Origin of the sequence: Bradyrhizobium sp. CIAT3101 (genome assembly GCF_029714945.1) — a bacterium.
Taxonomy (GTDB): Bacteria; Pseudomonadota; Alphaproteobacteria; order Rhizobiales; family Xanthobacteraceae; genus Bradyrhizobium.
The window spans coordinates 9,066,943-9,085,997 of the sequence record NZ_CP121634.1 but is presented as its reverse complement, the minus strand read 5'-3'; the positions used below and the strand labels follow the sequence as shown (position 1 = coordinate 9,085,997).

Genomic DNA, 19,055 nt, shown 5'->3' with positions numbered 1-19,055 from the left:
CATGAACCCGATTTATTCACGCCGTCGCCGCAAGGACATCGTGATCCGCGGGCTCTGCTTCGGTGCCGCCGCCTTCGGCGTCACCTGGCTCGCGCTGATCCTGGTCACGCTGCTCTATAACGGCCTCGCCGGGTTGAACCTCGAACTGTTCGTCGCGGACACGCCGCCTCCGGGCTCGACTGAAGGCGGTCTGCGCAACGCCATCGTCGGCTCCCTGATCATGACCGTGATCGGCGTCGGCATCGGCGCGCCGCTCGGCCTGTTCGCCGGCACCTATCTCGCCGAGTACGGCCGCAACGACAAGCTGACCTCGGTGATCCGCTTCATCAACGACATCCTGCTCTCGGCGCCCTCGATCATCATCGGCCTGTTCATCTACGGCGCGGTGGTGGTGCCGATGCGCGGCTTCTCGGCGATCGCAGGCTCGCTCGCACTCGCCGTGATCGTGATCCCGGTGGTGCTGCGCACGACCGAGGACATGCTGCTGCTGGTGCCGAACGCGCTGCGCGAGGCTGCCTCTGCGCTCGGCCTGCCGCGCTCGCTGGTGATCAAGCGCATCGCCTATCGTGCGGCGCGCTCGGGCCTCATCACAGGCGTGATGCTGGCCACCGCCCGCGTCGCCGGCGAGACTGCGCCGCTGCTGTTCACCGCACTGTCGAACCAGTTCTTCAGCCTGGGCCTGAACAAGACGATGGCCAACCTGCCGGTCACCATCAACAACTTCGTGCAGAGCCCGTATGCCTACTGGAAGCAGTTGGCCTGGAGCGGCGCCCTGCTGATCACGTTGACCGTGCTTGCCCTGAACATTGGCGCGCGCATCCTGAGCGCCGAGAGGACCGCAAAATGAGCGAAATGTCTGTTTCCGTCAGTACGCCCGCCGTTCATCCCGGCTCGCAGCCTCTGCCTGAAGCCCCGGCCAAGGTAACGGTGCGCAACCTCAACTTCTATTACGGCGAGCACCACGCGCTGAAGAACATCAATCTGGCGCTCGGCACCAACCGCGTCACGGCGTTCATCGGACCGTCGGGCTGCGGCAAGTCGACCCTGCTGCGCATCTTCAACCGGATGTACGACCTCTATCCGGGCCAGCGCGTCTCCGGTCAGCTGATGCTCGACCAGACCAACATCCTCGATCCCAAGCTCGACCTCAATCTGCTGCGCGCCCGCGTCGGCATGGTGTTCCAGAAGCCGACGCCGTTCCCGATGACGATCTACGAGAACATCGCCTTCGGCATCCGTCTCTACGAGAAGATCTCGAAGTCGGAGATGGACGATCGCGTCGAGAAGGCCCTGCGCGGCGGCGCGCTGTGGAACGAGGTCAAGGACAAGCTGAACGCCTCCGGCCTGTCGCTCTCCGGCGGCCAGCAGCAGCGCCTCTGCATTGCCCGCACCGTCGCGGTGCGGCCCGAGGTGATCCTGTTCGACGAGCCCTGCTCGGCGCTCGATCCGATCTCGACCGCGAAGGTCGAGGAGCTGATCCAGGAGCTGTCCGAGAATTACACGATCGCGATCGTGACCCACAACATGCAGCAAGCGGCTCGCGTCTCCGACAAGACCGCCTTCATGTATCTCGGCGAGTTGATCGAGTTCGACGACACCAGCAAGATCTTCACGTCGCCGTCCGACCGGCGCACGCAGGATTACATTACCGGCCGGTTCGGCTGAGGAGACAGGACATGGGTTCTGAACATACCGCAAAGGCCTTCGACACCGACCTCCAGGAGCTCACGCGCCTGGTCGCCGAGATGGGCGGCATCGCCGAGCGCATGATCGTCGATTCCGTCGACGCGCTGATCCGCCGTGATATCGCGCTCGGCCAGCGCGTCGTCACCATCGACGCCGAGCTCGACGCGCTGCAGAAGAAGATCGAGGAACGCGCCGTGCTCACGATCGCGCGCCGCCAGCCGATGGCGGTGGATCTGCGCGAAATCGTCGGCGCCATGCGCGTCGCGACCGATCTCGAACGCATCGGCGACCTCGCCAAGAACATGGGCAAGCGCGTCGCGGCGCTGGAGACGGATTTCCATCCGCTCAAGCTGTTCCGCGGCCTCGAGCACATGACCGACCTCGTGCAGCAGCAGGTCAAGTCGGTGCTGGACGCATATGCCGCGCACGATCTGCCGGCGGCGATGGCGGTGTGGAAGGGCGACGAGGAAGTCGACGCCATCTGCACCTCGCTGTTCCGCGAGCTCCTCACCTATATGATGGAGGACCCGCGCAACATCTCGTTCTGCATCCATCTGATGTTCTGCGCCAAGAACATCGAGCGGATCGGCGACCACGCCACCAACATTGCCGAGACCGTGTTCTACATGATCGAAGGCCAGGCCATCACCGACAAGCGACCGAAGGGCGACATGACGACCTTCGCCACCACGGTCCCCAATACTTGAATCCTTAAGGAGCGACGACCCAATGGGCGCACGCATTATGGTGGTTGAAGACGAGGAAGCTCTCACCGAGCTCCTCCGCTACAACCTCGAGGGCGACGGCTATGACGTCGAGACGGTGATGCGCGGCGACGACGCCGACACCCGCCTCAAGGAGCACATCCCCGATCTGATCGTGCTCGACTGGATGCTGCCGGGGCTTTCCGGCATCGAGCTGTGCCGCCGGCTGCGGACGCGGTCCGACACCAAGCAGCTGCCGATCATCATGCTCACCGCGCGCGGCGAGGAGAGCGAGCGGGTGCGGGGCCTTGCGACCGGCGCCGACGACTACATCGTCAAGCCGTTCTCGGTGCCCGAGCTGCTGGCCCGCGTGAAGGGTCTGCTGCGGCGCGCAAGTCCCGAGCGGCTCGCAACCGTGCTCGCTTTCGGTGACATCGAGCTCGATCGCGAAAAGCGCCGCGTGGCGCGCTCGGGCCGGCCGATCGATCTCGGCCCCACCGAATATCGCCTGCTGGAGTTTTTCCTGGAGCACCCCGGTCGCGTGTTCTCGCGCGAGCAGCTGCTCGACAGCGTCTGGGGCCGCGACATCTATATCGACGAGCGCACCGTCGACGTGCATATCGGTCGCCTGCGCAAGCTGCTCAATCTTGGTCGCGAGCAGGATCCGATCCGCACGGTGCGCGGTGCGGGCTATGCGCTCGATGACCGGTTTGCAAAGGCCGAGCAGGCCTAAGGCTCTTGCAAGCAGACAAAATAAAAAGCGCGCTGGATGGCGCGCTTTTTTATTTCCCCGGTCGTCCCGGCCTTGTGCCGGGACGAGATTACCTGGATGCGCTTACCGCGTGCCAGGCTTCGCCGGCGCCCGCCGCCGATCCGCTGCCGGCTGATACGCCACCCGCGAGTGCTGGGCGCAGTAGGGCAGGCCGGAGAGCGCCTTGCCGCCGCAGAAGAAGAAATCCGGGCTCGAGGGATCGCCGACCGGCCAGTGGCAGGTCGCCTCGTTCAATTCGAGCAGCGACAGCCGCTGGCTCATCGGCACCACGTTGTCGTAGGTGACCGGTTCAGCCTCGACTTCGACCTCGAAGGCCTGCGCCAGCGCGGTATTGCCACGCGCGATGGGCCTGCTCACCCGCATCATGTGCTGCGCCGGACGCGCCTTGCGCGGCCGCGGAGCTGCCGAAGACGGGCTCTTGGCGCGGCCCGACAGGCCGAGCCTGTGCACCTTGCCGATCACGGCGTTGCGGGTGACATTCCCAAGCTCAGCGGCGATCTGGCTGGCCGAAAGTCCGGCCTCCCAGAGCTTTTTCAACTGCTCGACGCGATCGTCGGACCAGGTCAAAACCGTCATTGTAACCTTTCCTTCGCCGCGCGCCTGCCATCCTGGGGCGGCACGACGAATGCCTAAGCTTCGAAAAACCCGTGCCGCCAGAATCCCTTAAGGTTCGCCGGGCGCAATGAGCCGCCCGAACGTTTACGCCGGTACATGAGGACTTTTGGGATCAGAACCGCTGCACGAGATGTCGTATCTGACAAGGCAAACGCTACAATATGGCGTGACTCACGCGCAAGAGTCCGACGACTCGCTTCCACATGTTCCGTGGCCAAAAACCCGCAAATCCGGCACCGCAAGACTACGGAATCAGCGTTTCGCGGGGCTTTCCGGGCGGCATTGACACCATTGGTGCCAGGCATAAGATGGCGATGCGTGCCGCCCTTAAAAGGCGGCACGTTTCGTTTTCCGGACCAATGATGCGCTGCGCAACGCACGCTCAGGCCGTCCGAAACATCCAAAGAGACCATCATGACCAACAGCGTAGCACCGCATTTGCTCCCCGTTTTCGCCAGGGCCGACATCGGTTTTGAGCGCGGTGAAGGCGTCTGGTTGATCGCGACCAATGGCGATCGCTATCTCGATTTCACCTCGGGCGTTGCAGTGAATGCGCTCGGCCATGCCCATCCCGTGCTGGTCAAGGCGCTGCAGGAGCAGGCGACAAAACTCTGGCACATGTCGAACCTGTTCCAGAGCCCGGATGGCGAGAAGCTCGCGGCGCGTCTCTGCAACGAGAGTTTTGCCGACTTCGTGTTCTTCTGTAATTCCGGCGCCGAAGCGCTGGAGGGCGTGATCAAGCTGGTCCGCCACCATCACTTCTCCAAGGGGCATCCGGAGCGCTACCGCATCATCACCTTCGAAGGCGCCTTCCACGGTCGGACGCTGGCGACGCTGGCCGCGACCGGCTCGGCAAAATATCTCGAAGGTTTTGGCCCGCCGATGGACGGTTTCGACCAGATCCCGCATGGCGACATCGAGGCCGTGAAGAAGGCGATCGGTCCGCAGACCGCCGGTATCCTGATCGAGCCGATCCAGGGCGAGGGTGGCGTGCGTTCGGCGCCTCCCGGCTTCCTCAAGGCGCTGCGCCAGCTCTGCGACGAGAAGGGCCTGCTGCTCGCCTTCGATGAAGTGCAGACCGGCATGGGCCGCACCGGCGATCTCTTCGCCCATCGGCGCACCGGCGTCACGCCTGACGTGATGTCGCTGGCGAAGGCGCTCGGCGGCGGCTTCCCGATCGGCGCGGTGCTGGCGACCGCGGAAGCGGCCTCCGGCATGGGGCCCGGCTCGCACGGCTCGACCTTCGGCGGCAATCCGCTGGCGATCTCGGCTGCGAACGCAGTGCTCGACGTCATGCTCAAGCCCGGCTTCTTCGACCATGTGCAGAAGATGTCGCTGCTGCTGAAGCAGAAGCTTGCTTCCGTGATCGACCGTCATCCCGATGTCGTCAGCGAAGTTCGCGGCGAGGGGCTCCTGATCGGCATCAAGGCCGTGGTGCCCTCCGGCGATCTGGTCGCAGCACTTCGCAACGAAAAACTGCTCACCGTCGGGGCCGGCGACAATGTCGTGCGCTTCCTGCCGCCCTTGATCGTCACCGAAGCCGAGATCGAGGACAGCGTCGGGCGGCTCGAACGCGCCTGCACTGCGCTGACCGGCAACAAGCGGGCGGCAAGCTGATGAGCAAGACGCCGAAGCACTTCCTGGACATCAACGAGCTGCCGCTGTCGGAGCTCAAGAGCATGCTCGCGGCCTCCTCCGCCATGAAGGCGAAGCAGAAGGCACATCAGCCGGTCAGGCCGCTCGAGGGCAAGACGCTGGCGATGATCTTCGAACGCCCGTCGACCCGCACGCGGGTGTCGTTCGACGTCGCCATGCGCCAGCTCGGCGGCGAGCCGATCATGCTCACGGGTGCCGAGATGCAGCTGGGCCGCGGCGAGACCATCGCCGACACCGCGCGCGTGCTGTCGCGCTATGTCGACGCCATCATGATCCGCATCCTCAATCACGAGGCGCTGCTGGAGCTCGCTGCGAACGCGACCGTGCCCGTGATCAACGGCCTGACGCGGCGCTCGCACCCGTGCCAGGTGATGGCCGATCTCATGACCTACGAGGAGCATCGCGGCCCGATCGAAGGTCGCACCGTGGCCTGGACCGGCGACGACAACAACGTGCTGGCGTCCTGGGCTCATGCCGCCGAACGTTTCAAGTTCAACCTCAATGTCGCGACCCCGCCGGAGCTCGCTCCGAAGAAGGTGATGCGCGATTTCATCAAGGCCACCAACGCACCGATCGTGCTCGGCACCGATCCCGAAGCCGCGGTGAAGGGCGCCGATTGCGTCGTCACCGACACCTGGGTGTCGATGGGCGACAAGGAAGGCGAGCACCGTCACAACGTGCTCAAGCCCTACCAGGTCAATGCGAAGCTGATGTCGCTGGCGAAGCCCGACGCGCTGTTCATGCACTGTCTGCCTGCCCATCGCGGCGAGGAGGTCACCGACGAGGTGATCGACGGCCCGCAATCGGTCGTGTTCGACGAGGCCGAAAACCGCCTGCATGCGCAGAAGGGCATTTTGGCCTGGTGCTTTGACGCGGTGAAGTAGAGATACGTGCGAGTGTGTGGCCGCGCTGGCGGCTCCATCCTCCGCTGTCGTCCCGGACAAGCGTAAGCGCAGATCCGGGACCCATAACCACAGGCCGTGGTTTTGCGAGGACTCGGAGTTGTCATCTCGCACGATGACGTCATCCTGTGGTTATGGATCCCGGGTTCGCGCTTCGCGCGCCCCGGGACGACATCCAGTTTGAGGCTGCTTCGTACAACGACACCTGCATCCGGAACGCACCACCTCGCGCCCCTTCCATTTCCCGTCCTCCGACCCCAGATAAAGCGCCATGGTTTCCCAATCCCCTGACATGAAAACCGGGTCTGAAGGCCCGGTTCGCGCACCATCCGCGGTTCCCATCGATGATGCCGTGTTGCCCTACGAGGTCGACGCGCTCGATGTGCGTGGGCGCCTGGTTCGGCTCGGCCCCGCGCTCGACGAGATCCTGACCAAGCACGATTATCCCGCGCCGGTCGGCAAGCTGCTCGGCGAGGCCATCGTGCTGACCACGCTGCTCGGCTCGGCGCTGAAATTTGAAGGCCGCTTCATCCTGCAGGCACAGACCGACGGGCCGGTGTCGTTTCTGGTGGTGGACTATCAGGCGCCGGATCGCCTGCGCGCCTATGCGCGCTTCGACGCCGAACGCCTCGGTGACACCAAGGATTCCGGTACGCTGCTCGGCCGCGGCCACCTCGCCATGACCATCGACCAGGGTCCCGATATGAGCCGCTACCAGGGCCTGGTCGCGCTCGACGGCGGCAGCCTGGAAGATGCCGCTCACGAATATTTCCTGCGCTCCGAGCAGATCCCGACGCGCGTCCGCCTTGCGGTCGGCGAGGAGTGGCGCTCGAGCGACGGCGGCAAGCATCGCTGGCGTGCCGGCGGCATGCTGATGCAGTTCTTGCCGAAGGCGCCGGAGCGCGCGCGGCAGGCCGATCTGCATCCCGGCGATGCGCCCGATGGCGCCGAGGTGCACAGCGTTGCCGAGGACGATGCCTGGGTCGAGGCGCGCTCGCTGATCGAAACCGTCGAGGACGTCGAGCTGATCGATCCCGATCTCTCCGGCGAGCGGTTGCTCTATCGCCTCTTCCACGAACGCGGCGTGCGCGTGTTCAATCCGCTTGTCCTGAAAGCGCAATGCTCCTGCTCGCGCGACGCGGTCGCCTCCATGCTGAAGAGCTTCTCGCCGGACGATCGCAGCGCCATGGTCAAGGACGACAAGGTCGTCGTGACCTGCGAGTTCTGCTCATCGGTGTACGAGTTCACGCCGGATGAGGCGGGCGTCGAGGACGCGTAGCGAGGTATCGTAGGGTGGGCAAAGCGAAGCGTGCCCACGATCTCGTGCATTTCGACGGAAATGGTGGGCACGGCGCGTTGCGCCTTTGCCCGCCCTACGGCACCGTCATCCGCCGCTAATTCAACACCCGCTTGTTGTCCGGGCTGTCCAGCGAAAACGTCGGCACGTCGATCTCGAACCGTTCGCCGCTTTCGCTGACCATCTGGTAGCGGCCGGTCATGAAGCCGGAGGCGGTCGAGAGCGGCACGCCGGAGGTGTATTCGAAGCGCTCGCCGGGGGCCAAGGTCGGCTGCTCGCCGACCACGCCTTCGCCCTTGACCTCCTGTTGCCGGCCGGAGGCGTCGGTGATGATCCAGTGCCGCGTCTTGAGCTGCACGGTCTCGTCGCCGGAATTGGTGATGACGATGGTGTAGGACCAGAAATAGCGCGAGCGGTCGGCCGACGACTGTTCCGGAACAAAGTTCGGCTCGACGGTCACTTCGATCTGGCGGGTCACGGCGCGGTACATGACTGCCATCATAACGAAAACCCTGCCGGGAACCAAACGCCGCAGGCGGCTTTCGCGACATCGTCCCGCCAGAATTGACAGGGAAGTACACCCGTATGTGATCCGGCCGCTTTGCGAGGCGGCGACGGGACCGGTACAATCCTCATACGTCGCGATTTGCGGAAGGGTTTTTGGGCCCCGATGACCATTGCCGATCAAGTGACGGGATCGACGATCGCGGGAACCGCGGGTGCCAAGCCCGCGGAGGCCAAACCCGTGGCGCGTGCGCCGGCGATCACGCTGCCGGCGATCGGCGAGCGCGAGCTCAGGCTCGACCTGTTCCGGGGCCTGGCGCTGTGGCTGATCTTCATCGACCATCTGCCGCCGAATTTGCTGACCTGGTTCACGATCCGCAATTACGGCTTCAGCGACGCCACCGAAATCTTCATCTTCATCTCCGGCTACACTGCCGCCTTCGTCTATGGCCGCGCCATGCTGGAGAGCGGCTTCGTCATCGCCACCGCGCGCATCCTGCGTCGGGTCTGGCAGATCTATGTCGCCCACGTCTTCCTGTTCACGATCTTCCTCGCCGAGATCTCCTACGTCGCGACCAGCTTCGAGAACCCGCTCTACACCGAAGAGATGGGGATCATGGATTTCCTCAAGCAGCCCGATGTCACCATCGTGCAGGCGCTGCTGTTGCGCTTCCGCCCCGTCAACATGGACGTGCTGCCGCTGTACATCGTCTTGATGCTGGCGCTGCCGCTGATCCTGTGGTCGATGAAGTGGCGGCCCGACGTGACGCTCGCGCTGTCGGCCGCCCTCTACGCGGTGACCTGGGAATTCGATCTCTACTTCTCGGCCTATCCGAACGGCTTCTGGGCGTTCAATCCGCTGGCCTGGCAGTTGCTGTTCGTGTTCGGGGCATGGTGTGCGCTCGGAGGTGCGCGACGCATGTCGCGCATTCTGGCGTCACGGGTCACGATGTGGATCTCGATCGCTTATCTCGTCGCGGCGTTCTACGTGACGTTGACCTGGTACGTACCCCAGCTCGGCCATCTCATGCCGAAGCGGCTCGAGCAGTGGATGTATCCGATCGACAAGACCGACCTCGACGTGCTGCGCTTCACGCATTTCCTGGCGCTGGCCGCGCTCACCGTGCGCTTCCTGCCGCGCGACTGGCCGGGCCTGAAATCGCCCTGGCTGCGGCCGCTGATCCTGTGCGGCTCCCATTCCCTCGAGATCTTCTGCCTCGGCGTCTTCCTCGCCTTCGCCGGCCATTTCATCCTGGCCGAGGTCTCCGGTGGACCGGGCATGCATGCGCTGATTAGTCTCTCCGGAATCCTGATCATGTGGGGCGTTGCCTGGGTGATTTCGTGGTACAAGCAGGTGGCCGACAAGAGCGGTACGAAAACCAAAGCCGCCGCCGGCAACGCCGATCTGGCGGGAGGGGGCTGATGAAGGCGAAGGTTCTCCTGAGCCTGATCCTGCTGTGCGCTGGTCTCGTCGCGCCTTCGGCGCGCGCCGGCGAAGCCGTGCCTGCCGCGCCCGCAGCCTGCGAATTACCGCCTTATTTGCTCGCCACTGACAGCCAGCTCCACAAGGTCGCCGACACCGTCAAGGCCGGCAAGCCGCTGGAGATCCTGGTGATCGGCAGCCGCTCCACCACCATTCCATCCTCGGAGGACAGCTCCTATCCGGCGCGGATGCAGGCCATGCTGAAGGACAAGCTGCCGCCTGCGGAGACCGTGCACGTATCCGTAGAAATACAGAGCAAGAAGACAGCGGAGGAAGCCGCCAGTACCTTCGTTAAGCTGATGGAAGCAAAAACACCTACTTTGGTCATCTGGCAGACCGGGACCGTGGATGCTATCCGCTCCATCGATCCCGATGATTTCCGCGGCGCCGTGACCGAAGGGGTCGCTGCGTTGCAAAATGCAGGGGCTGACGTCGTCTTGATGAATTTGCAGTACAGCCCGCGTACCGAAACCATGATCTCGGCGCCGCCTTATCTCGATAATATGCGGGTGGTGGCGCAGGAGCATGATGTCCCGCTGTTCGACCGCTTCGCGATGATGCGGCAGTGGAATGACCAGGGTCAGTTCGACCTGTTCAGCCCCTCCCGCGGCCCTGAGCTGGCGAAGCAGGTCCATGATTGCATCGGCCGGGCGTTGGCACAGTTTGTGATCGACGCCGCCCATCTGGGGCCGGCCCAGCAGCAAAATTGAGGTCTAGCGTTAATGAGTTCTCTCCGCCCTTTTGGCCTGACGACATGGCTGGCCGCGCCCGCAGCGGCGGCGCTGCTGATGCTGACGCCCATGGTGTTGCGGGCCCCTGCGCGCGCTCAGGCTGCCCAGGCGACGCCGGCGCCGCAGCAGGGCGCTAATCCCGCACCGGCATCACCGTCCCAGACCACGATTGCCGCGACGTCGTCCGCCGAGCAGCGCGGCCTCACCTCGCGCGCCATCGACAAGGTGAAGCAGGTCGCGAAATCCGCCGGCGACATTTTCAGCCGCGTGCCGTGTCTGTCGCCGAAGGGCGGTGCGAACACGATGGGCTCGCTGCCGCATGTCGCGAGCAAGCTCGTCGCGGGTAAGCCCGTCGTGATCGTCGCATTCGGCTCGTCGTCGACGGCGGGCTACGGCGCGAGCTCGCCCGACTTCAACTATCCGAACCGTCTCGCTGCGCAGCTGCGCCGGCAATATCCCACCGCCGACATCACCGTCATCAATGCCGGAATCGGCGGCGAGGACGCGCCCGAGATGATGAAGCGCCTCCAGAAGGAGGTGATCGACGTGCATCCGGATCTCGTGATCTGGCAGGTCGGCACCAACGCCGTGCTGCGCGATCTCGATCCCGGCGACACCGCCAAAATGGTCGAGGACGGCGTCACCCGCATCCAGGCCGCAGGCGATGCCGACGTCGTGCTGGTCGATCCGCAATATTCGCCGCGCGTCACCGAGCGTCCCGAAAGGGCAAGCAGGATGGTGAAGCTGCTCGGCAAGGTCGCCGAGCTCCGTCACGTCGGTATCTTCCCGCGCTTCGAAGTGATGCGCGAATGGCATGAAAAGCAGGCGCTCCCGGTCGAGAGCTTTGTCATCGCCGACGGCCTGCACATGAACGATTGGGGCTATGCCTGCTTCGCCCAGCTGCTCGGCGACGACATCATCCGCTCGGTCGGCCAGATCAAGCTCGGCGTGAACGTGCCCGCGGACGTGCGGACGTACCGGCCGATGTGATTTGTCGTCCCGGCGAACGCCGGGACCCATACCGCGTGATCTATCGGTGGATTTCGGCGCTAGTACCGGAGACCGCTTAACTACCAGTCTTCGCCAAACCTAATCCTGTGGTTATGGGTCTCGGCTTTCGCCGGGACGACAGGAAGCTCTCACGCCTTCTCCAGCGCCGCGGTCAGATCCTCGATCAGATCGTCGGCATGCTCGAGCCCGGCCGAGAAGCGGATGAAGCCTTCGCCGATCCCGAGCTCGGCGCGCACTTCCGGCTTCAGCCGCTGATGCGTCGTCGTCGCCGGATGCGTGACGAGGCTCTTGGCGTCGCCGAGATTGTTCGAGATCTTTGCAAGCTTCAGCTCGTTGAGCACGCGGAACGCCGCCGCCTTGCCACCCTTCACCTCGAAGCCGACCAGCGTCGAGCCGCCGCGCATCTGCTTCTTCACCAGCGCGGCCTGCGGATGATCGGCCCGACCGGGATAGACCAGTCGCGCGATCTTCGGATGGCTCGCCAGCACGTCGGCGATGCGCGCCGCGGTGTCGGTCTGCGCGCGCACGCGCACGCCGAGCGTCTCCAGGCCCTTGAGCAGGACCCAGGCGTTGAACGGCGAGATCGACGGGCCGGTCTGGCGCATGAAATTGTGGATGTGCTCGGCGATGAAGGCTTCCGACGACAGAATGATGCCGCCGAGACAGCGGCCCTGGCCGTCGATGTGCTTGGTCGCGGAGTAGACGACGACGTCGGCGCCGAGTGCGAGCGGGCTCTGCCAGATCGGCGTGGCGAACACGTTGTCGACGACGAGCCGCGCGCCGCCGCTATGCGCGATCTCGGCGATGCCGGGAATGTCGAGCACGTCGAGCGTCGGATTGGTCGGGCTCTCCAGGAAGAACGTCTTGGTGTTCGGCTTCAGCGCGCGCTGCCATTCGTCGAGATTGGCGCCGTCGACCAGCGTGGTCTCGATGCCGTAGCGGGGCAGCAGATCCTGAATGACGTAGAGGCACGAGCCGAACAGCGCGCGAGACGCGACGACATGGTCGCCGGCTTTCAGCGGCGCCAGGATCGCCGTCGTCACCGCGGCCATGCCTGTTGCCGCCGAGCGCGCGGCCTCTGCGCCTTCGAGCTCGATCATGCGGCGCTCGAACATCGCGATCGTCGGGTTCGAGTAGCGCGAGTAGATGAAGCCGGGGTCCTCGCCCTTGAACCGCGCCTCGCACTCCTCGGCGCTGTTGTAGACATAGCCCTGGGTCAGGAACAGCGCCTCCGACGTCTCGCCATATTGCGAACGCAGGGTGCCGGAATGGACTAGGCGGGTTTCGGGACGGTAGTTGGCAGGCGACTTCGACATAGGACCCTCCGACATGACCGTTGACGCTAAAACGGTCACAAAAAAACCGGCCTGGAAATCTCCACGGGCCGGGATCACAGAGGTCCCCGGCCTGTTTAGCGACTTATTTAACGTGGCTGCAAGCCGGCCGGCTCAAATCACCACGGGATAAGTGATGCTCATATTCCGCAATGCCCTTTTCGTCAAGGCGTCCATCGGATAGCCGTAAAAGGCTAGTATTTCCCGCATGTCCGGATGTATTTGACCCCCGATGAGGACCCCCGGTTGACGTTCACGGTTGCCGCCGACGCCAATGGTATCCTGCCCGACCGCATGATCGCGGCGATGGCGGAAGAGGGCCTCATCCTGCCCGCGTACGATTTCGTCGAAAGCCAGATCCAGCCGGCGAGCCTCGATCTGCGCCTCGGTGACATCGCCTATCGCGTGCGCGCGAGCTTCCTGCCCGGCCCCGGTGCCACCGTCGCCGAGCGCATCGATCAGTTGAAGCTGCACGAGTTCAGCCTCGCCGACGGTGCGGTGCTGGAGACCAATTGCGTTTACATCGTGCCGCTGCTCGAGAGCCTTGCGCTGCCGCCGGAGATCGTCGCGGCCGCCAACCCCAAAAGCTCGACCGGACGGCTCGACGTCTTCACCCGCGTGATCGCCGACGGCACCCGTCGTTTCGACATGATCGGCGCCGGCTATCACGGTCCGCTCTATGCCGAGATCAGCCCGAAGACATTTCCGGTGCTGGTGCGTGAGGGCTCGCGCCTGTCGCAGGTGCGCTTCCGCACCGGTGACGCCATCCTCAATGCCGACGCGCTCGATGCGCTGCATGCCACCGAGCGTCTGGTCGATATCGACGATGCGGATCTCACCGGCGGCGTTGCCGTCTCCGTCGATCTCTCCGGCGAGAAAAGCACGGGCTTCGTCGGCTATCGCGCCAAGCGGCACACCGGCGTGGTCGATGTCGATCGCCGCTCCGGCTACGCGGTGGAAGATTTCTGGGAGCCGATCTCGGCCCGTCCCGACGGCAGCCTGATCCTCGATCCCGGCGAGTTCTATATCCTCGCTTCCAAGGAAGCCGTGCAGGTGCCGCCCGATTACGCCGCGGAGATGGTGCCGTTCGATCCGCTGGTCGGCGAATTCCGCGTGCACTATGCCGGCTTCTTCGATCCCGGCTTCGGCTATGCCGGCGCGGGCGGGCTGGGATCTCGCGCCGTGCTGGAAGTGCGCTCGCGCGAAGTGCCGTTCATCCTCGAGCACGGCCAGATCGTCGGCCGCCTCGTCTACGAGAAGATGCTCGCGCGCCCCGACGCCATGTACGGCCAGCGCATCGGCTCAAACTACCAGGCGCAGGGCCTCAAGCTGAGCAAGCATTTCCGGGTGTAGCTGCACACACGCTGTCATGCCCCGGCTTGACCGGGGCATCTAGTACGCCGCGGCCTATCGGCTCCATCACAATCGCCTCTGGAATACTGGATCGCCCGGTCTTCGCCGGGCGATGACAGCGGAGATTGCGTCACCCGATCCGCGATGACACACTCCCGCAAAACAACAAGCCGGGAGCAAACGATGACCGCAGCTGACGCCGCGCAACAAGCCCAATGGAAACGCTGGCGCGCGGTCGCCGACCTCTATCACGCTTACTTCACCGGCCTCATCCTCACCGTGGTCACGCGGCGCGGCACGGCGGACGCTGCTGAATTCGTCTTCCGCGTCTTCCGCCGCCAGCAGCAGGAGCGCTTCCTGCCCGGTCTCAAGAAGCTCGGGGTCGATCATCTGCCGCCGGCGGTGGCGGCGGCTCAGTATCATTATCTCTCCAACTGGATCGGCGGTGTCCACGTCGAATACATGTATGAGAGCGACACCAAGGCCTGGATCCGCTATCCGCCGCCGCGATGGATCTGGAAGGGCCCGGCGATCTGCGGCGTGCCGGGCGAAGTCTCGCGCGCAATGCTGCGCGGCTGGCACGCCAACAACGGTGTCGCGCTCGGTGATCTCCGCCTGGGCTTCGTCTGCACCAAGCAGAGCGTTGATGGCCAGGACGGGCTCGAAGGCTACTACCATCAATACGATCATCCGCTCGAGCTCGACCAGCGCCTGGTCTTTGCGCGGCACCTCGAAGCGCCGCTGTTCGACGCGAAGACGGCACCAGCTCTGCCTGTCGCAAGCTGGCCGAAGCCGCGGCTGGAAAAGGCCTATCGCAACTACGCGATGGAATATGTCCGCACGGCTGCTCCGGTGATGGTGCAACTGTTCGGGCCCGAAGATGCCGGCTATCTCCTGCACATCACCGGCAAGCTGATCGGCATGCAATTCTTCGACGAGATCGCGGAGCCGCTGGCCATGCGCCGCGGCGGCGCGAGCGAGTTTGTATCCTTCCTCAACGCGCTGTTCGCCGCGCAGGACGATACGGCCGAGACGATACAGTCCGAAGGCAGCTTCGAAATCCGGCAGCAGAGCTGGAAGCTGATGGACGACGTCGCCGATTATCACAGTGCCTGCGCAAAAGTGCTGGAAGGGCTGTTCGAGGGGCTCGCTGCGGGATGCGGCCGGCATATCGGCGTGCATTTGCGACCGACGGCAGCCGGCCGGCCGCCGCTGGTCTGGACGATTGAATAGGTGAACGGTGCTGCGGCGGCTTCACCTCGCCCCGCTTGCGGGAAGAGGTCGCATCCCATCGCAGATGGGATGCGGGTGAGGGGGCACAGGTCCGTCCGGCAGTCTCACGTGCGGAGAAAGGCCCCTCACCCCAACCCTCTCCCCGCAAGAACGGGGAGAGGAAGAACCACAATTCCGCGGGCTGAAATGCGCTCCCGCAGGGCACGCCTGCACCTGACGCAGGAGGAATCGGCAGCCGCCGTGCTAACAAATGCCCACCGCGCTTTCCGCGCGAGGAAATGAATTTGCACACCTAAGCATTGCCGCGCCGCAAATGGCGCTTATGCCCGGGAGAGGAAATGACGGACATCGCCGAGATCCCGGTCGATGAGCAGGAACGTCCGCTGCCGCCGCCACCGCGCCCTGCACGGAGCGCGCTGACCGACGGGCCGATCCTGCGCACGCTGCTGGGGCTCGCCTGGCCGAACGTGGTCGCGCTGTCCGCTGGTACCTGCGTGGTGATCGCGGAGACCTCCTATATCGGGCGTCTCGGCGTCGAGGCGCTGGCCGCGATGGCGCTGGTGTTTCCGACAGTGATCCTGACCATGACGATGTCGGGCGGTGCCATGGGCGGTGCGGTCGCCTCGGCCATCGCACGTGCGCTCGGCGCCGGCGATCGCGAACGCGCCGGGACGCTGGCCGCGCATGCGCTGCTGATCGGCATCAGCTTCGGCCTCGTCTTCATGCTGGGCATGCTGATCTTCGGGCCTCAGGTGCTCACGATGCTCGGCGGCCGTGGCACCGTGCTGACGCATGCGATCGCCTACACGCAGGTGTTTTTCGGCGGTGCCGTGCTGCCCTGGCTGCTCAACACCATGGCCGGCGTGCTGCGCGGCACCGGCAACATGAAGCTGCCATCGCTTCTAATCCTCAACTCCGCGGTCTGGCAGATCGTGCTGGGTGGCACGCTGGGCCTCGGGCTCGGACCCTTCCCGCAACTCGGCATGCGTGGCGTCGCGGCCGGCGCGCTGATCGCCTACTCCATGAACATCTGCGTGATGGGCTGGTATCTGTTCTCGGGCCGCGCACGCGTCGTTCCAAAACTGCGGGGCTTGCGCATCCAATGGGCGATGTTCTTCGACATCCTGAAGGTCGGCGCGATCGCCTGCTTCTCGCCGCTGCAATCGGTGCTGACGATCTCGATCTTCACCCACATGCTGGCCAAATTCGGCACCGCGATCCTCGCCGGCTACGGCATCGGCGCGCGTCTCGAATTCCTGCTGACGTCGATCGCGTTCTCGTTCGGCATCGCCTCGGTGCCGATGATCGGCATGGCGGTTGGTGCCGGCCGCATCGGGCGCGCGCGGCGCATCGCCTGGATCGCGGGCGCCAGTGCCTTCGTTGCCGTCGGCGCACCGGCCTGTCTCGTTGCACTGTTCCCCGACCTCTGGGTCAACATCTTCACGGACAGCGCGACGGTGCGTGCGACCAGCCATCAATATCTGTCGACGGTGGCGCCGTTCTACGCCTTCATCGGCCTTGCCTCGACGATGTACTTCTCGTCGCAAGGCGCGGCCAAGGTGATCGGCCCGGTGCTGGCGCAGACCGCGCGTCTCATCTACATCGCGACCTGCGGCTGGTGGCTATCGACGCATGATGCGACGGCGCAAAGCTTCTTCTGGCTTGCCGCGAGCTCGATGGTCGTGCTCGGCCTGCTCTCAAGCTCGAGCGTGGTGCTGACACGCTGGGGGCCGCGCGAGACGAAGCCGGCCGTGCGGCCTGTGCTGTCGGTTGTCGACTAGCGGATGATCCGGAAAAGTGGGAACCGGTTCCGACAAGATCATCCGCAAACAAGAAGCTGAAGCGCGGCGGCGATATGCCGGCGCGAGCTAGCGATGCCTGTGGCGGCGATGGCCTCCGCCGCCGACATTGGCGAGCCGCATCAATTGCGGGATCATCGCCATCATGTCGCCGCCGCCGGCGCCGCCGAGCATGCCCATGATATCGCCGCCGCCCATGCCGCCAATTCCCATCGGCATGGTGCCGCCACCCATCGGCGCGTAGCCGCCGTAATTGGGCGCGCCGTAGCCGCCGCCGAAATTGCCGCCGGCGAGGCCTCCCATGCCGCCGCCGCCCATCATGCCGCCGAGTCCGCCGCCGCCATTCTCCATCATGCGGCTCATCATCGGGCCCATGGTCTGCATCAGCATGGCGAAGCGGCGCTTGCCCATCTTCGCCTTCATCATCTCCAGCATCGGCGCCATCTGGGTCATCATGTCCTCGCCGCCGGCACCTCCGCCGCCGCCCAGGAACTGCGCCTTCGCCGGCGAACTCGCGACCGAAAACAGCAGCAGCACGGCGGCTGCCTGGCAGATCACCTTGTCCGCACCTCTCATGGCATGCTCCTCGCGTGCGTGGCGTCGCCGGGAGAGCGAGGCCAACCGGACGCACGCGGCCATGGTTACGGCGGAGGAGGGTGGCGTTCTGTGAGAAAGATCACGCAGCCATACCCGGAAAGGCCTTGTGCATCGCGATCACGGCCGCCTTCGTCTGCTCCTGCACATAAGCCGCAAGCTCGTTCGGCAGCATGTCGATGATCCAGACCAGCCGGCACCTTGCCTCGCCCTCGGCGATCACCTGCACCGAAGCGCTGTAGTGCTTCAGTCGCTCGTTGTCGATCGCGTAGACCAGCCGCTGCCGCGCATCGTCGCAATCGACCAGCACCTCGCGGGCGGCCGAGCCATTGGCGAAGGTGACGATGCGTGCGTCGCCGTCGCGTTGGCACGCCGTGACAAAGCCCGGCACCAGCCGCTGATGCAGCGCACCGAAATCGCGCACCGCGTCCCAGACGTCGTGGGCCGGCGCGGGGAGTGGGACGTCGTTGTGGATGGAGGCCATAATCGTTTCCTCAAATGAAGTCCCGTAGGGTGGGCAAAGGCGCAAAGCGCCGTGCCCACCGGCACGCTATCGCTTTGCCCACCCTACGAGTGCTCGCGCTGCGGCTCTAGGTACAAACCGCCTCGACATTGTTGCCATCGGGATCGATCAGGAACGCCGCGTAATAGGTCGGGCTGTAATCCTTGCGCGGCCCGGCGCCGCCATTGTCGTGGCCGCCGCTCTTCAGGCCCTGGCTGTGAAACGCCTTCACCGCGTCATGGTCCTTGGCACGAAACGCGATATGCGCGCCGTCGGCCTTGCGGCCCTTGTTCAGATGCAGCCAGAGCGCCGGCTCGCCCTTCGGTCCGAAGCCGGCATAGCCGTCGCCGCTCGAGCACAGCACGTAACCGAGCGGCGCCAGCACCGCGGTGTAGAAACGGGTGGCCGCCTCGAGGTCGGCAACGCGCAGTCCGATATGGTCGTACATGGTCATCTCCATTGCAAAGCGCGCCGCGTGATGGCGCGCGCCGGAGACGACCCTAGTCAGTTGAGGGCAAGCTGCTCTTGGAGAATCTTGCGCTTCACGTCTGACACCCGGTCGAACTTCAATTTCCGCATCAAGCTAGATCGGGTAGCGCCATCTCAAGGCACGGCGCAGCAGCAGGATGACGACGAACAAGACGACCACTATGGACCAATACGGCCATGGGATCGGTCCCTCGTGCCCAAGATGAGCCATGTACAGGGAGAGGCCGAGCAGCGTCACGGTAAGCGCCGCGGTCGACCAGTACAGCGGTGATCGCGCCAAACCGGCGGCGGCATATTCGTCGGCCTTTTCGCGCGCACGCCTCACGCGGTAGTAGGCGAAGGCACACAAGCCGATGAAGAGGACCCATTCCATGATTGAACGTTAGCGCA

20 protein-coding genes and 1 riboswitch are annotated in these 19,055 nt (G+C 64.7%); of the genes, 13 read left to right on the top strand and 7 right to left on the bottom strand.

The features are described from left to right. Position 1 precedes the first annotated feature (1 nt). From pstA to phoB, 4 genes are read left to right on the top strand one after another with little or no spacing between them, the layout of a single operon-like run. Entirely contained in the window at positions 2-847 is an 846-nt protein-coding gene (gene pstA, locus QA645_RS42080) for a phosphate ABC transporter permease PstA (RefSeq protein WP_254195960.1), read from the top strand. After that, complete coding sequence (gene pstB, locus QA645_RS42075; RefSeq protein ID WP_254134944.1) at positions 844-1,665, top strand: phosphate ABC transporter ATP-binding protein PstB; 822 nt, start codon at positions 844-846, stop codon at positions 1,663-1,665. Before pstA ends, pstB begins: the two co-directional genes overlap by 4 nt. 11 nt (positions 1,666-1,676) lie before the next feature. Beyond that, a complete protein-coding gene (gene phoU / locus QA645_RS42070; RefSeq protein ID WP_200296825.1) occupies positions 1,677-2,393 on the top strand; it encodes a phosphate signaling complex protein PhoU in 717 nt (238 codons plus the stop codon). Between the two features lie 22 nt (positions 2,394-2,415). After that, entirely contained in the window at positions 2,416-3,123 is a 708-nt protein-coding gene (gene phoB, locus QA645_RS42065; protein ID WP_254134943.1) for a phosphate regulon transcriptional regulator PhoB, read from the top strand. Positions 3,124-3,225: 102 nt separating this feature from the next. On the opposite strand, the gene QA645_RS42060 is transcribed toward phoB, so the two are convergent. Next, on the bottom strand, positions 3,226-3,738 hold the full coding sequence (locus QA645_RS42060; protein ID WP_018644522.1) for a GcrA family cell cycle regulator: 513 nt from the start codon (positions 3,736-3,738) through the stop codon (positions 3,226-3,228). A 453-nt stretch (positions 3,739-4,191) separates the two neighbouring features. Between QA645_RS42060 and QA645_RS42055 the strand changes: the two genes are divergently transcribed. The 3 genes from QA645_RS42055 (at position 4,192) to QA645_RS42045 (ending at position 7,614) form a co-directional block, all read left to right on the top strand. Next, positions 4,192-5,394 carry an aspartate aminotransferase family protein gene (locus tag QA645_RS42055; protein WP_283046993.1) on the top strand — a complete coding sequence of 401 codons (1,203 nt, stop codon included), beginning with the start codon at positions 4,192-4,194 and terminating at the stop codon, positions 5,392-5,394. Continuing rightward, positions 5,394-6,317, top strand: coding sequence for an ornithine carbamoyltransferase (argF, locus tag QA645_RS42050; RefSeq protein ID WP_283046991.1), 924 nt, complete (start codon positions 5,394-5,396; stop codon positions 6,315-6,317). The genes QA645_RS42055 and argF overlap by 1 nt, the downstream gene beginning before the upstream one ends. 289 nt (positions 6,318-6,606) lie before the next feature. After that, positions 6,607-7,614, top strand: coding sequence for an Hsp33 family molecular chaperone (locus QA645_RS42045; RefSeq protein ID WP_254134940.1), 1,008 nt, complete (start codon positions 6,607-6,609; stop codon positions 7,612-7,614). 115 nt (positions 7,615-7,729) lie between these two features. Here QA645_RS42045 and apaG read toward each other — a convergent pair whose 3' ends face one another. After that, positions 7,730-8,134 (bottom strand): Co2+/Mg2+ efflux protein ApaG, encoded by a 405-nt coding sequence (gene apaG / locus QA645_RS42040; RefSeq protein ID WP_254134939.1) that lies wholly within the window; start codon positions 8,132-8,134, stop codon positions 7,730-7,732. A gap of 168 nt (positions 8,135-8,302) precedes the next feature. Between apaG and QA645_RS42035 the strand changes: the two genes are divergently transcribed. The 3 genes from QA645_RS42035 to QA645_RS42025 are packed head-to-tail and all read left to right on the top strand — an operon-like array spanning position 8,303 to position 11,340. Continuing rightward, a complete protein-coding gene (locus QA645_RS42035) occupies positions 8,303-9,559 on the top strand; it encodes an OpgC domain-containing protein (protein WP_254134938.1) in 1,257 nt (418 codons plus the stop codon). Beyond that, positions 9,559-10,329 (top strand): SGNH/GDSL hydrolase family protein, encoded by a 771-nt coding sequence (locus QA645_RS42030; RefSeq protein ID WP_254134937.1) that lies wholly within the window; start codon positions 9,559-9,561, stop codon positions 10,327-10,329. The genes QA645_RS42035 and QA645_RS42030 overlap by 1 nt, the downstream gene beginning before the upstream one ends. A gap of 12 nt (positions 10,330-10,341) precedes the next feature. After that, complete coding sequence (locus QA645_RS42025) at positions 10,342-11,340, top strand: SGNH/GDSL hydrolase family protein (protein ID WP_283046987.1); 999 nt, start codon at positions 10,342-10,344, stop codon at positions 11,338-11,340. Between the two features lie 149 nt (positions 11,341-11,489). On the opposite strand, the gene QA645_RS42020 is transcribed toward QA645_RS42025, so the two are convergent. Next, entirely contained in the window at positions 11,490-12,677 is a 1,188-nt protein-coding gene (locus QA645_RS42020; RefSeq protein ID WP_283046985.1) for an O-succinylhomoserine sulfhydrylase, read from the bottom strand. A 74-nt stretch (positions 12,678-12,751) separates the two neighbouring features. Further along, positions 12,752-12,831: riboswitch (SAM riboswitch) on the bottom strand. Between the two features lie 110 nt (positions 12,832-12,941). On the opposite strand from QA645_RS42020, the gene QA645_RS42015 reads away from it, so the two are divergent. From QA645_RS42015 to QA645_RS42005, 3 genes are all read left to right on the top strand, one after another. Beyond that, complete coding sequence (locus tag QA645_RS42015) at positions 12,942-14,048, top strand: 2'-deoxycytidine 5'-triphosphate deaminase (protein ID WP_254134934.1); 1,107 nt, start codon at positions 12,942-12,944, stop codon at positions 14,046-14,048. A 183-nt stretch (positions 14,049-14,231) separates the two neighbouring features. Next, complete coding sequence (locus QA645_RS42010) at positions 14,232-15,281, top strand: hypothetical protein (protein ID WP_254134933.1); 1,050 nt, start codon at positions 14,232-14,234, stop codon at positions 15,279-15,281. Between the two features lie 338 nt (positions 15,282-15,619). Continuing rightward, on the top strand, positions 15,620-17,062 hold the full coding sequence (locus QA645_RS42005) for an MATE family efflux transporter (RefSeq protein ID WP_254134932.1): 1,443 nt from the start codon (positions 15,620-15,622) through the stop codon (positions 17,060-17,062). An 87-nt stretch (positions 17,063-17,149) separates the two neighbouring features. Here QA645_RS42005 and QA645_RS42000 read toward each other — a convergent pair whose 3' ends face one another. From QA645_RS42000 to QA645_RS41985, 4 genes are all read right to left on the bottom strand, one after another. Then, positions 17,150-17,656: a hypothetical protein gene (locus tag QA645_RS42000; RefSeq protein ID WP_283046983.1), complete on the bottom strand. Its 507-nt coding sequence runs from the start codon at positions 17,654-17,656 to the stop codon at positions 17,150-17,152. A gap of 100 nt (positions 17,657-17,756) precedes the next feature. Then, the gene (locus QA645_RS41995) at positions 17,757-18,158 is read right to left on the bottom strand and encodes an SRPBCC family protein (protein WP_283046982.1); all 402 of its coding nucleotides are present in this window, start codon (positions 18,156-18,158) and stop codon (positions 17,757-17,759) included. Positions 18,159-18,264: 106 nt separating this feature from the next. Beyond that, a complete protein-coding gene (locus QA645_RS41990) occupies positions 18,265-18,624 on the bottom strand; it encodes a VOC family protein (RefSeq protein ID WP_283046981.1) in 360 nt (119 codons plus the stop codon). 135 nt (positions 18,625-18,759) lie between these two features. Further along, positions 18,760-19,038, bottom strand: a complete 279-nt coding sequence (locus QA645_RS41985; protein WP_283046980.1) for a hypothetical protein — start codon at positions 19,036-19,038, stop codon at positions 18,760-18,762. Positions 19,039-19,055: the final 17 nt, after the last annotated feature.